Raw genomic sequence first — 13,580 nt, forward strand, 5'->3', positions numbered from 1 at the left:
ACGGTTTCTGGCGGTACTCAGCAGCTGGCGCGCTATTGCGTCTTTATCCGCATTTCCACGCGGCGGTTGGCCGGATCGTACGGGTTAGGGCTGCGCGGATTTTTTTCGCCCATGCCGATCGGGTTGATGCGGGTGGCTTCGATACCGCTGGCCGTCAGGTAGGCTGCCACCGATTGCGCTCGTCGTTGCGACAGGCCTTCGTTGTAATGCACCGTGCCGGTGGCGTCGGTGTAACCCTCGACGACGAAACTGAAGGTGCTTAGCCGCTGATCCTTCAGGGCCGTGGCGAACTGGTCGAGTTCACTACGCGCTGTCGCGTCGAGTTCAGCCGAATCCAGCCCGAAATTGATCAGCATATCGAGGCTGGATTTTTCTGCCGGCGCGTCTTTCGCCTTGCTCTTGCTTTTGCACTCCTCCTCGGTGCCTACACAAATTCCACGCGACTTGCCGAGGTCGGCGGCACCAGCAAAAAACTTCACGATGTCTTCTGATTTCTGAACCGGGTCGGCGTAAGCGTGGGTCGAGAAAAACACGACCGCCAACACAAAGGCTGAACTGCCCCACTGCATAGCGGTTACTCCTGTTTGAGCATCCGATTTCGATGGTCGTGATCATACCAAACTCCGGGGCAATTGTCTGTCGATAAACGCCAGGGGATACGGCGGCGCCGGCAGTTGTTGCAGCGTCACCGGTTGAGACTTGACCCGCACCGCGCCTGGGGCTTGAGTGGCCAAAGCTCCTCGATGGAAGCGTAGCGGTCATGGCCAACGGGCTCCGATTCAAGACGGCACGGGATCTCTTCATGGCTTGTCCCGCTGTTGCCCGGGACATGGGAACCCTTCCAACCGAACAGCACTCGGTCGCGTTTTGCCGCGACCTCCTCGCCGGGCGCGTTCCCGAGGAAGCGATTACCTTCTGTGCCTACCTGCTTCCCGAGCGGGCCGCAGTCTGGTGGGCGCATGAATGCCTGAGCCACCTGACGGACCTGCTCCATGAGGCCGATCACGAATTGCTTGCGCATGTTCGTGACTGGGTGGGTGAACCGGACAGTCCACATCATCGGGCGACAATCAGCACAGCCGCGGCGACACCGCCAACGACCCCGGTCGGCTGGATCGCTTTGGCCGCGGGATGGCGTGACAATGGCTCGGCCATGGCGCCGACGATGGTATCGGCCTTGCAGCCATTTCCTGCCGCCCATGCGGTCAATGCCGGTGTTCTTGCCGGGCTGGCGCGTGTCGCACTGGCGGACCGCTTTGCCGTTCTTTCCGCGTTTGTCGAAATGGGCATCCAGATGGCCGAGATCGAGGCGCTGCGCCAATCAGCGAATGCATAATAGATCACCCGATAGAACCGGATGGGCGATGCCATCACCCTTACTGGCCTACTTGCAGCCACCCTGGGCCCATTTGGCGAGCGCCACCTTGAAGCGTGTTCCCAGCGGATGTTGCAGGCGCAAAACAGAGACATCGTTGGCGGCGAAATTTTTCGCCTGATCGCACAGCCGGGCCTCGTTCCATTCATGGCAGCCGTCGCAGTGCTTGCCCTCCCAAACCGACTTGTCCAATCCCTCGACCGGGCTGAACAGGGGCTTGCCCTTGATCAGCTGGGCAATGCTCTTGCCGTCGATTGCCGGATCGCCGAAATCGATCGGATGGTCGAAAAGGATCGGTGCATCCGATGCCAGCTTGGGGATTTTCCGACGCAACACGTCCAGCGCAAGCTGATCGTCGCTCTGACCTGACGCACCTGCCGCGCCGGTGTTGCGCGCGTCGGATCCGCCTTCGGTCTGAGGCGCAGTCGCCTCGCCCACGATCAACGGTGCATCGAGATCAACCTTGTGCAGGACCACTTCCCTGGTCAGCGAAAGGTTGATCCAGGGACTCTGCTTGCCGGCGGTTGCATTGAAGACGTCGCTGGCAACTCTGTTCATCGCCTCGGTAATGGTGACATTGGATGCGCCGATATGCCGGAGCAGCGCCGAGGTGAAAGGCGAATGTTCGCCCGACCCGTCAAACGCCAGTTGATTGGGCCTGGCGGCGAAAGCGACGAGGGTGCCGGCGCCATCATTCTCGATAGGAATCTCCGCAAGGCCGCTGCTTGCACCGTTGACGCCCGCGGTCCTGGCCAACACCTCGGCGAGGGGATTGTCGCGGCATGCGTCGAGAAACACTAGCCTTATGCTGGTCTCGCGCGACATCTGGAGCAGAATGAAATCAACCGGCACGGCCTCGAAGTCGAGGGAGGTCTCGTCCTCCAACGCGGCGTCGACCGGAAGCAGATAGTTCTTGCCCGAAACCTGCAAGCCGTGACCGGCGTAGAAGAACAGCGCTATATCGGCACCACGCACCTGTTTTGCGAATTGGGCGATCGTCGCCTGCGTCCGCGGCTTGGTCAGGTCGAAGCCCGAAACCACCTCGAAGTCGAGCTTCTTCAACCGCTCGGCCATGGCCTGGGCGTCGCGCACCGGGTTGGCGAGCGGCGGCGCGTGCTCGTACTGGGAGTTGCCGAGGACAAGTGCGACGCGGCGCTGGGCACTGGCGGCCGTCAAAGTCAAAAGCAAGGCGAGCGCCGCAAGGCCGGCGGCGCGAAAGAGGCCGCCGCAACGGGCGATCCGATCGCAGCTCACCGGAACCTCAGAGCTTGGTAGCGGAAAACTCGATCCGCCGATTGAGCGCCTTGTTCTTGGACGTATCGTTGGCGGCAACCGGCCGCTCCTCGCCATAGCCGGTCGCTGTGATCTGGCTGCGAGGAATGCCCGCGGCAACAATGGCGTCGGCAACCGCCTGGGCCCTCCGCTCCGACAGTTGCTTGTTCGCCTCCGGCGATCCATCGGAATCGGTATAACCGGAAACCTCGACCTTGAGGCTCGGGCATTTGCCGACGACACCTTCAACCTCTTCAAGCAGCGGCCGGCTCTTCGCATCGAGCCGCGCGCTGGCCGGCCGGAAGTAGATGGCGCCGGTGCGCGAAAGCACGGCGAACCTGTTCAGGCATTCCTCGTCGCTGAAGTTCGCCTTGGCGGCGTCGGTGGTAACGGGCCCCACTTCGGCCGAAGTCGCCGTGGCGGCCGGCTTGCTGCCGTCGGCGGTGAAGACGAAATCGAACGACACCGACGCGGTTGGCACGATGTTGGTCACATTGGCCGCCTGCTGGAGCTTGTCGACGTTGGGCAACAAGCCGAAATCCTCCACATGGACAGCGACCGGAGCCTCCGAAGCGACCGACACCATGTTATCGCTGATCATGGTGACGACGATGCTGGCCTCGAGATCCTTGTCGACGCCGTGCAGATTGAGACGGAAAGGCAGCGTCGACTTCACCCTGCGCTTTGTCGCGAGATCGGCGAATGCGGCGGGATCCACCTTCGCCGTCAGCTCGGCCGTCGGGTACTTGAATGTCTCGAAGAACAGGAAGCGCATGCGGACATTGCGCAGGTCGACACCGGTGTCGACCGAATTGAGGTCGAACGTGACCTTGGCATCACCCGCCGAGCTGAGCGTGCCGGTGATGTTCCTGATCTTGTTTGTCTCGACGATCGTGTTCTTCTTGACCGACTGGTAGGTGATGACTGAAGCTGTGGGATCGAGCGTCCAGTTCGGCGCGGCGCTGGCGGCTTGCGATCCGAGCAGCAGCAAGCCGGAAAGCGCGAGGATCAGGCCAAGACCTCGTGACGCGGGGCCTTTCGATGTTGTCTTCCACCAGAATGCGACGACTTCGTACATGGAACGCCCCTGCCCAGGACAACCGTGTCGATACCGACACCAAGCAGGAGCATAGAGCACTTGCGATTGCTTGGCGAGCGCTCCCGGAGTCCTGGGAATGCTGGAGAACCGGCAAGGACTGGTGTCTGCCACATCGTGGCATGCTGCTCTCAACCGCAGGACCTGGGCATTGTGAAACAGTGTGGAAGTCAGCACTGCTATGACCAGAACATGGTCGTAGCTACCGCCAGCACTCGATGCTTGGTCAACCTCCCCAACCGCCGCCGCTGCTGCCGCCGCTGCCGCCGCTGCCGCCTCCACCCATGGCGGGAACGACAGGCGGAGGGACAGTGGCTTCCTCGGTCGGTTTGACGAGTTTCTTGGCGACGACCTTCTTCTGCTTGATGATCTTTGGCGTGGTCGTCGTGCGAATGAGCTTCGGCCTGTGCTTCGTCGTCGTCAGCGTCGGTTCGGCCTTGAGCGTGACGGACGTGCAGCCCGTTAGCGCCGCGATGGCACCGGAAAGAACCGTCGCGATCAATGCCCGCTTCACTGCCCAGCCCACGATTGCCTCCTCCTGATCAAAACAAGTCCCGACGCGGATTGGCTTGCTCCCAGACCGCTCTGGCCGCGTGGACCAGTTGGTCGTCAAGCGAGCCGTTCGCCGGGATCTTCGACTTGAGCTCGCCGCGCAATTGCTTGAGCGCCGCCGTTTTCGTCTTCATCGCGAATTTCGTCAGCGTCGTCTGGGCGCCCGGCAATTCCTTGCGAAGATCAAGCGCGACCGCGAAGGCCAGATAGCGCACCGCTATCGTCTGGTCGGCCTTGTCGCCCTTCTGCATTTCGAGCGCTGCGCGATCATATGCGCCGGACTGATCGCCGCGTGCCGTGGCCAGCTCGAACAGTCTTTGCGCTTCGTCGAGGTTTTGCTCGACACCAACACCGTCCCGGTACATGCGCGCAAGGCTGGCCGGAGCGTAGGGCTGGCCTAGATCCATAGCCTTCTGGAAAAGCCCTTGCGCCTGCCCGGGATCCTTGTCGACGCCCACCCCGGCCAGGTAATTGCGGCCAAGCAGGTTCATCGAATACATGTCCTGCCGCTCCACGCCTGCCTTCAAAAAGGCAACGGCGCGGGCCGGATTCGCGGGCACACCGTTGCGGCCTTCCGTGAAGATCGCGGCGAGATCGTTCATGGCATAGGTGTGCCCCATCGCCGCCGCTTTGAGCAGCAAATCCAGGCCCTTGGCGGTATCGGGCTTGACGCCATAGCCATTGAACAAGGCACGGCCCCACGACGTCATGCCGTAGGGATCGCCCTTGTCGGACGCCGCCGCGTAAAGCGCGTTGGCCTGCGTGCGGTCGATGTCCATACCGGTTCCGGTCGCAAACATGTATCCGAGTTCGAAGACGGCGCGCACATGCCCCTTTTTGGCGGCATCCTCGATGGCTGTCCTCGCTTCCTTGACCTTGCCGGACGCAAGCAGCGCACGACCGAGTTCGTAGCGGAAGCGCGGCACATCCGGATAAGCCTTCACCGCAACCTCGCAGGCCTCCACAGCGCTGGTGCCGATTTCGTTCGGCAGCAGGCCGGGGACCACGCCTTGCAGATCGAGAGGCTCGCCGGCAGCCTGGTCGCAAGGATCGACGCTTGGCGACAGCTTCATGGTGGCGGGCTTCGAGGAACTGCTGTCGGCCCGTATCTCAAAGCCGACCTCGACCGGCTCGGCGGCACCAATCTGGGGTTCATAACGCAGTTGGTCGACCTCGTCCGCCATCAGGCTCGATTCCGGCGACAGGGCACGATCCGGCAGGGACAGCGTTCCCGTTGCCGGATAACTCGCGAGTTTCAGGCTGACCGCGGGGTCCTTGGTCGGGAAATCCAGTTTCAGCGGAACCGGGCCGACACCGACCGGGACGCTGATCTCACGATTTTCGATCGCCTCGGCGGCACCGGTGATATGGATGCCTCGCTCCAGCACCTGCTCTTTCTGCTCGGTCTCGAGCGAGGCCACAATCTGTTCGCCCTGGGCGCCTTCGCCACTCTTGACGCGAAACACCAGGATGCCCTGGGCTACGCCACCCCAGTTGTCATGCGTGGCGTAGGCCAGCATGTCCACTTCTTCGGGCGCACCGGCTCCCTTGGGCACATCCATCGTCAAGCGTGGCAGGTCCTTGCCCTGGATCTGTTCGCCCACCGCGACAGCCTTGCCGTCCAGCAGCAGGCGTCCAAGCGCGGGCGGCCTTTCGATGCTGACGGTGATTGATCCGCCATCGACATCGACCGGTTCCGGCAGGTCCAGGGCAACAGGCCCGACACCCGACGGCACGACCTTCTCCAGAACCGGCGGCAGCGAAGGCCGGCTGGCGCGGCGCATCAGGACAACCTCGTCGATAAGGGAGGAGTTTTCCCACGGAACCTGCTTGCCGTCGGTGGCCTCGACCACATCGCGGCGCACCGCGGCCATGACCGTGCGTATCTCCTGGTTCGGAGCCAATGCGCGCCTAGAGAATGCGGATGAAAACGGGCTGAGGTCTCCCGCTCCATCATAGGCGACCGCCCCGGGCTCGGTGGCAAAAGCAATCAGCGTGTTCAAGGAGCTTTTGACCTGCGCAAGGCCGGTGTTGCCCGCCGTGATCAGCTGGTCCCTCAGCCAATAATCCTTGCGCGGAAACGGATTGTTGCGACAGGCATCGAGGATGATCACCTGGATCTTCGATTTCGAGCGCAACTGCTGCAGCACATCGTCCAGCTTGACCGCCTGGACCTCTATGTCGGCCGCATTCTTCAGCGAGGCATCGACGGGGATCAGGAAATTCTCGCCACCGATCTGAAAGCCATGACCCGAATAGTAGACGACGGACAGATCAGCGCCGTCCGCCGCCGCGAGGTAGTTGCGGAACTGCTCCTCGAACCGCAGCTTTGTGAGATCCTTGGCGACGAACACTTCGAAGCCGGCCAGCCGGAACGTCTTGGATACGTCGTCGGCATCCTTGTCGGGATTCTTGAGAGCGGGGATTTCGCGGTACTGAGAATTGCCGATCACCAGGGCGACCCGTCGATCGGCCGACGCGTCGAAGGTCGTAAAGGCCGCTACGAGGAAGACCGCGATAAACCCGCAAAGCCGGAGCATGGCAACTGCCTCAACCGTCGCTACCCGACGACCACAAGCCCCCAGGTTGCGGTATCAAGGTCCGTTGAAGAACTCACAATCCGCCGAGACGACAACAGAGTGAAAAGCGGTCGCCACAGCAGGCACCTTTCCATCCGATTGGGTCTAAATTACCTCAGAGCCGAACCATCCGCAATGAGTGTCAAACTGCATCCGGGTCCGACGCACTCGCGTATCTTCATCCAGTGAAGTCGGAAGGCTTCGTCGTGGGATGGCAAAAGACAGGACGCACGGCGATTCTATGCCGAACCGCCGGGAACGAGAACGTCGGGGAGAACAATTCGTCGGCATGGACATCGGTCCAGACTGACCTGCGGCATAGCAACAGGCGTCGATGCCACTTCTCCGATGCCCTCGCCCTGAGCCACCCCTACCCACCGTCACTCTTCCCTGAAAGCCCGCTGGATCTGATCGGCCAGCGGCTTTACGAGGTAGGAAAGCATGGTGCGGCTGCCGGTCGAAAAGAACACTTCGACCGGCATTCCAGGCGCCAGGGTCAGCCCTTTCAGCCTGGTGAGCTCCGTGCGCGGCAGGATGACATGCACGGTGTAGAAACCCACGCCGCTTCGCTCGTCGATGCTGAGGTCCGCGGCGATCTTGCTGACCGTGCCATTCAGTTCCGGCGTTACGCGCTGATTGAATGCCGACAGCCGCAGGGTCGCGCTCTGTCCGGGCGTCAGTTGATCGATGTCCTGGGGCGCCACGCGCGCTTCGACCGTCAACGCGTCCGCCACCGGGACGATCAGCGTGACCAACTCGCCCGGGGAGATAACGCCGCCAACCGTGTGCACACCGAGCTGGTGGACCACGCCATCCTGCGGGCTGCGGATATCGATGCGTTTGAGCTGGTCTTCGGCCGAGACCTTGCGCTCGACGAATTCGGATATTTTTCCCTGGATGTCACGCAGCTCGCCGGCAACCTCGCTGCGCAAATCCTGATCGACCTGGATGATCTGCAGCCGGGTTTCCGCAACGCGGCCCTTGGCCTGGGCGATGGATGCAGTCAGTTGTCCATGTTCGCCTTCAAGGCGGACCGCGTCGCGCTCCAGCGCCGTCATGCGGTCGATCGAGATGAGCTTCTTGAGCCACAATTTACGGATGCTTTCGAGTTCGGTGCCGATCAGCTTGATTTCCTGGCTCTTGGCCGCCCGCTGCTCCGTCAGACCGGACGACTCTTCGGAAAGCTGCGCGATGCGCTCTTCCAGCTGGGCCTTCTGGCCGGCGCGTGCCTGCCGGCGAAATTCGAACAGCGACTCCTCGCCGGCCATGGCGCGCGCGACGACGGCGTCATCCTGCCGTGAGATCAGCGAGGACGGAAAGACGATGCTGTCGTGGCCGTCGCGCTCGGCTTCGAGCCGGGCCAGGCGCGCGTCGAATTCGTCAAGCCCCTTGGTGACGATCGCCAGATTGGCCCGGGTCACGGTCTCGTCCAGACGAACCAGAACCTGGCCGGCTCGCACGACGTCTCCTTCCCGCACCAGGATTTCGCCGACGACGCCACCGGTTGGATGCTGGACCTTCTTGACACTGGAATCGACAACCAGCTTTCCCGAAGCAATGACGGCTCCCGAAAGCTCGGTGACGGCGGCCAGGCTTCCTGCGCCTCCGACAAGAAGAATGCAGGCCGCAACGCCGCCAAGCAGGTAGCGTCGAATGGTGCGGTCAATCGTGGATGCCGTGCCCTGCGCCATCAGGATGCAGTCTCCTCAGGCCCGGACACGACCTTCAAGGGAACTCCGCTCGAACGGGTTACCTTGTTCAGGACTTCGCTCTTCGGTCCAAAGGCCTGGACGCGGCCGTTTGCCATCACCAGAACCTGATCGAGGCTTGCGAGCGCGCTCGGCCGGTGCGCCACGACCACGGCGATACCGCCGCGCGCGCGAACCCCCTGGATGGCTTCCGTCAACGCCGCTTCGCCCTCGGCATCGAGATTGGAATTCGGCTCGTCGAGGATGACGAGGAAGGGATCGCCATAGAGAGCCCGGGCGAGCGCCACCCTCTGCCTCTGACCAGCCGACAGCGCCGACCCGGCCTCGCCGATCCGTGTCTCGTAGCCCTCCGGCAAATGCACGACGAGATCGTGAACACCGGCCGCCCGGGCCGCCGCCAGTATCTTGTCCGAAGCGGCCCGAGGCTCGAAGCGTGCGATGTTTTCGGCGATGGTGCCGTCGAACAGCTGCACATCCTGCGGCAGATAGCCGATATGACTGCCGAGCTCTTCCGGCGACCACTGGTCGAGCGTTGCTCCATCCAGCCTCACGGTCCCACGCATGGGCAGCCATATCCCGGCAATCGCGCGCACCAGCGACGACTTGCCCGAAGCGCTCGGGCCGACGATGCCGAGCCCGGCGCCCTTCTCCAGCGCAAAGCTGGCGTCCTGGACGACAACGCGGCGTTCCCCCGGCGGCGTGACGCTGATGGCTTCGACCTTAAGAGCGGAGGTCGGCGCCGGCAGGTCTACGCTGGTTGCGGTTTCGGGAAGCAGTGCCAACAACTGGGTCAGCCGGGCCCAGGCCTGGCGGGCATTGACGAAGCCTTTCCAGTGCGCGATCGCCAATTCGATCGGCGCCAGCGCCCGGCCCAGCATGATCGAGCTGGCGATCATGATGCCGCCCGTCGCCTCCTGATGGATGACGAGCCAGGCGCCGATCGCCAGTATGCCCGATTGCAGCATCATGCGCAGTATCTTCGAGACCGTTCCCAGCGTGCCGGCCAGATCGCTGGCTTTCGCGTTGGTGCTGAGATAGTCGGCGTTGATGCCGGACCAGCGCTCGGCGATGCGCGAGCCAAAACCCATCGCCTGCAGAACCTCGACATTGCGGCGCGTCGCCTCCGCCAGCGTGTTGCGCGCGGCCGCCTGGCTGTTGGCTCTTTTGGCGGGCTCGCGCGTGCGGGCCTCGGCAAACAAGGTCAGGCCGAACAGAATGACGGCGCCGGCCAGTGCCGTCATGCCGATCCAGAAATGGAAGAGGAAACATATGCCGAGGTAGAGCGGCATCCACGGCAGGTCGAAAAGAGCCGTCGGTCCGACGCTCGACAGAAACGACCGCACCTGGTCGAGATCGCGCAGCGACTGCAAGCCATCGCCCGCCAGCTTGGTGCGCAAAGGCAGGCGCATGAGGGCGGCATAGACCTGGCCGCTCATGCGCGCGTCGAGCGCCATGCCGATGCGCACCAGCAGGCGCGACCGGATGAGTTCGAGCACGCCCTGGAAGACGAACAGCGTGCCGGCAAATACCACAAGCCCGACGAGCGTCGGCACGCTGCGGCCGGGAATGACGCGATCATAGACCTGCAGCATGAAGAACGAGCCGGTCAGCGCCAGGATGTTGACCACGCCGCTCATCACCGCGATGCCGGAAAAGGCGCGGCGAAACGAAGCCAGAACCGCCGCGAGGGTCGTTCGCGGCGGCTCTGATGGGGGGGACTGCGGCATCGCGTTCAAGTGCATTTCAATTCAGGCATCAAGCTGAACTCCAATTCGGACATCAAGCTGCGATGGACTGGAAATCGTCCTGATGCAGGTTCGCCAAAAGCGACGTTCTTCAGGGTTCGAGCAAACGGCACGCCAGTTCCGGCCCGCTCAAACCTGACACACATAAGATCAACACTGCCAAGCGTGGCGCGCCCGACACCATGAAATTCCCCGCCGCATTTCTGGGTTGAGGCGATCGCCGCGCTACCCCCGCAAGCAAAATCGCTAGCACATCCGTGATGGCCTGTTAAGAGCCCGCTAAGAAACGGGTTAAGGAAATCTTCATTCTATTCATAAGAAGAATCTTATTTACACTTTTATGTATTGTACATGTATGGACAAGACTCATTTCGGCACGATCAAACCAGACAACTCCCAACCGATCCAAGTATTATGCCGCCTGCCGTCGGCACGGCCATTGGCGACCCCAAGGGCAGTGGTGTGCCGGATGTTCATGCCGAAGGCTGCAGGGCAACTCCAACCTGCCTGGCAGTGGTGACCGAACTTGGCGAACGGCTGCAGGCCCTCAAGACAACAAAAGCTGTGACTAATCGGCCTGCCGCGCCTTCGCGAATATCCGCATCACCTCGGCATTTGTAGAAAGCCTCGGCCGAGAATCAGTCGGGGTGGCGGGAGGCTGGTTGTGGCGACACCCAACGCGCAGGTTCTGGATTTCTTCGACTGGATTCGGCTTGCCGGCTTGCCACAAGCGACCAGTTAGATTTAGATGCTTCTTTGATCATTGCTTAGTGAACGTGCCGGTGTACGTCTGGTCGGCAAGCGTAACGGTTCCGGCCACGGTTCCCTCCGGCAGCATCACAAGACTGACGTCCGCGCCATTCGGTAGGCGCCCAAGTTTCAATGTCCTGCCCAATATTTTTCCAGCGCCGGCCGCCTCCCCCGGATTGTTGTCGCCCAGATTTCCCCACGCAAAGGTGACTGTCACTTGGTCATTCGGAGAAATCGTCTGCACAGCGACTTTGGCTTCAGATGTCCCCTCCATCGTCCAGCCCACATGCCCGAAAATGCAGCGTACTTTGTCGGAACGCCCTTCGCAGGGGGAGTGATCGTCACGGATTGATCCACGATTGCCGAGTCAGGAGGAACCGCGCCGGGATCCAAGGCGGGTAGAGGAGGAACGGCAACAGCATCTGACGCAGGCTCGATAGTGGCGGATTGGGGCACTGCGGGAGCCGACTGGCAAGCGGCCAGGGCAAGAGCCAGGAAACCCAGCATCATGTTCCGCATCAAGTTCTCCACCTCGTTCCCAAGCTATCGATGGCGCCCAGACCCGCCGAATTGCACGTCATTCCACGCCACGGCCCGAGGGGATACCGCCGAGTATTCGTTATTGCTCGCAGGCCTCTCACTCACACTCGACGTTTCAATCCATGATAACCAATTGATTTCGAAAGGCGATCTATTTTCGTTCGGCACAGATACCGCCGAACATACCGTAAAAGTCCCGTCAATCCGGCAACCACTCGACAGCGCCCCCTTGGAATTCACGAGCACAGCGGCATGACCTCGGGCATTTACTCAAACGTCCAAGATCGGAAATCCCGTGTAGCAGCCGCCTCATCAAGCGGCACGAGAATGCCGTCGTCTGGGGACGCTAGCCAGCATTCGCGGCAATTCTCTCATTTCGCGCGGGGCGGACGAATTCCTGCTCTTGCCAAACGGGGAATTATTTGGCGACCAGCAGGGAAGTGCTGGATAGAGCAGTCAACGTTTGACCATCTTGGACAAAAAGCAGTGCTGCTTGCATTTGGCAAAAAGCCCCGCGACTGTCTCCAGTCGCGGGGCGTTGGGAGAGTTCTCTGGGAACCCTGTGGTTAAATTAAATGTTGGCGAGCAACTCGTTGACGCGGCTTTCCATGTCGGCAAGCGCGGCATCGACGTCCTTCTGGCCAGTGATCGCAGCGCTCATCTCTTCGCCGACAATGTCCTGGATCGCAAACTGACGCTGCACGGCTGACGGCAGCGGCCTGCCGAGATCGGCGACAGCGGCGATCGTGTTGCGATGCGGCAGTGCCTTGAAGGCGTCCGAGGTGATGATGGCCTTGTATGCCGGCAGATGGCCGGTGCGCGACCATTCGAAATCGTTGTCGGCGAAGAACTTCAGGAACTTGCCGATGGCCGCGGTCTGTTCAGGCGTGCGGTCTTTCTGCGAGACTGCCCAGGTGTGGCCATCGGCATATTGCGCATGGGCGCCGCCAAAAAGCTGCGGATAAGGGTAAACCGCGTAGCCGCCCTTGTTGAGCGCCGTACCCTTGGTTTCGGACTGGGCGTTGTTGTCGCCGACGACCCATGTGCCGTTGAGCTGAACGCCACCGTCACCGGCAAGAAAAGCGTTGATCGCGCCGCCGTAATCGAGATCCTTGGTGGTGTAGCCCTTGTCGAAGATCGCCTTGTACATCTCGACGACCTTCTTGGCTTCCGGCGTATTCAGCTTCACATGCTTCGGATCGGCAAAGAAGTCGGAATCCTGTTGAAAGAGATAGGTGTAGAGGTTGCGCGTGTAGAGTGCCGTCTCATTGGCCAGGTTCTGAACGAAGTAGGGCTTGCCGGTCTTCTGCTTGAACTGTTCGGCCTGGGCGAGCAATTCCTCGGGCGACTTCGGAAGCATCGGCGTGCCGTCGGCATTGACGAGGCCGGCCTGTTTGAAGAGATCCATGTTGATGTGATAGAGCATCGTCCAGCTGTCGATCGGCAGGCCGTAGATCTTGCCATCTTTAGTGGCGCCGTTGCGCGCTGCGTCCGTGAAAGCTTCAGGTGTGACGCCGACGGACTTCAAGAGATCGTCGAGCGGCATCAACAGCCCCTTGGACTGGTAGTCCGACAGCGCGGATTCATGGATCGTGACGATGTCCGGGGCATCGCCCGAAGCGAATTGCGCGGTCAGCTGGTCATAGCCCGGCCATTCCACGGTGCTGACGCTGACATGCACGTCGGGATTGTCGGCGTTGAACTTGTTGATCAGCGAGGTGATGATGCCGCATTCGCCAACAGCCTTGGCGACATCGGTGTTGGTGCCGAAATCGGCGTCGCAGGCACCGAAAAAGCGCTGTACCGTCAGCTCCGTCGCTGCAAAGCCTGGGCTTGCGAGCATCATTACCCCCGCGGAGACCGCGGCAAACAGTATTTTCTTCATTCTCATGTCAGTTCCTCCTACTGAGTTTCCGCCACTCCACACTGGATTGGCGTCATGCTTTCCATCGCTGCGGCGCA

Annotated in this window: 11 protein-coding genes; 2 read left to right on the forward strand and 9 right to left on the reverse strand. The window is 61.5% G+C overall.

The genetic code is table 11. The annotated features are described in order from the left end of the window. Positions 1-32 precede the first annotated feature (32 nt). A complete protein-coding gene (locus NKH03_RS13220; protein ID WP_352875734.1) occupies positions 33-569 on the reverse strand; it encodes an OmpA family protein in 537 nt (178 codons plus the stop codon). A gap of 233 nt (positions 570-802) precedes the next feature. On the opposite strand from NKH03_RS13220, the gene NKH03_RS13225 reads away from it, so the two are divergent. Then, positions 803-1,336 (forward strand): DUF6931 family protein, encoded by a 534-nt coding sequence (locus NKH03_RS13225; protein WP_352968694.1) that lies wholly within the window; start codon positions 803-805, stop codon positions 1,334-1,336. A 48-nt stretch (positions 1,337-1,384) separates the two neighbouring features. Here NKH03_RS13225 and NKH03_RS13230 read toward each other — a convergent pair whose 3' ends face one another. The 7 genes from NKH03_RS13230 to NKH03_RS13260 form a co-directional block, all read right to left on the reverse strand. Continuing rightward, the gene (locus NKH03_RS13230) at positions 1,385-2,629 is read right to left on the reverse strand and encodes a caspase family protein (protein WP_352968695.1); all 1,245 of its coding nucleotides are present in this window, start codon (positions 2,627-2,629) and stop codon (positions 1,385-1,387) included. A gap of 7 nt (positions 2,630-2,636) precedes the next feature. Continuing rightward, positions 2,637-3,725 (reverse strand): OmpA family protein, encoded by a 1,089-nt coding sequence (locus NKH03_RS13235; protein WP_352968696.1) that lies wholly within the window; start codon positions 3,723-3,725, stop codon positions 2,637-2,639. Between the two features lie 244 nt (positions 3,726-3,969). Beyond that, positions 3,970-4,269, reverse strand: a complete 300-nt coding sequence (locus NKH03_RS13240; protein WP_352968697.1) for a hypothetical protein — start codon at positions 4,267-4,269, stop codon at positions 3,970-3,972. A 16-nt stretch (positions 4,270-4,285) separates the two neighbouring features. Then, positions 4,286-6,835 (reverse strand): caspase family protein, encoded by a 2,550-nt coding sequence (locus NKH03_RS13245; RefSeq protein ID WP_352968698.1) that lies wholly within the window; start codon positions 6,833-6,835, stop codon positions 4,286-4,288. Between the two features lie 419 nt (positions 6,836-7,254). Further along, entirely contained in the window at positions 7,255-8,565 is a 1,311-nt protein-coding gene (locus tag NKH03_RS13250) for an HlyD family type I secretion periplasmic adaptor subunit (protein ID WP_352875738.1), read from the reverse strand. Continuing rightward, entirely contained in the window at positions 8,565-10,310 is a 1,746-nt protein-coding gene (locus NKH03_RS13255; RefSeq protein ID WP_352968699.1) for a type I secretion system permease/ATPase, read from the reverse strand. Before NKH03_RS13255 ends, NKH03_RS13250 begins: the two co-directional genes overlap by 1 nt. Before the next feature lie 778 nt (positions 10,311-11,088). Beyond that, positions 11,089-11,295 (reverse strand): hypothetical protein, encoded by a 207-nt coding sequence (locus tag NKH03_RS13260; protein WP_352968700.1) that lies wholly within the window; start codon positions 11,293-11,295, stop codon positions 11,089-11,091. A 291-nt stretch (positions 11,296-11,586) separates the two neighbouring features. Between NKH03_RS13260 and NKH03_RS13265 the strand changes: the two genes are divergently transcribed. Then, positions 11,587-11,874, forward strand: coding sequence for a hypothetical protein (locus NKH03_RS13265; protein ID WP_352968701.1), 288 nt, complete (start codon positions 11,587-11,589; stop codon positions 11,872-11,874). Between the two features lie 315 nt (positions 11,875-12,189). Here NKH03_RS13265 and NKH03_RS13270 read toward each other — a convergent pair whose 3' ends face one another. Beyond that, the gene (locus tag NKH03_RS13270; RefSeq protein WP_352879587.1) at positions 12,190-13,503 is read right to left on the reverse strand and encodes an ABC transporter substrate-binding protein; all 1,314 of its coding nucleotides are present in this window, start codon (positions 13,501-13,503) and stop codon (positions 12,190-12,192) included. Positions 13,504-13,580: the final 77 nt, after the last annotated feature.

Source organism: Mesorhizobium sp. M1406 (genome assembly GCF_040317555.1).
Classification (GTDB): domain Bacteria; phylum Pseudomonadota; class Alphaproteobacteria; order Rhizobiales; family Rhizobiaceae; genus Mesorhizobium.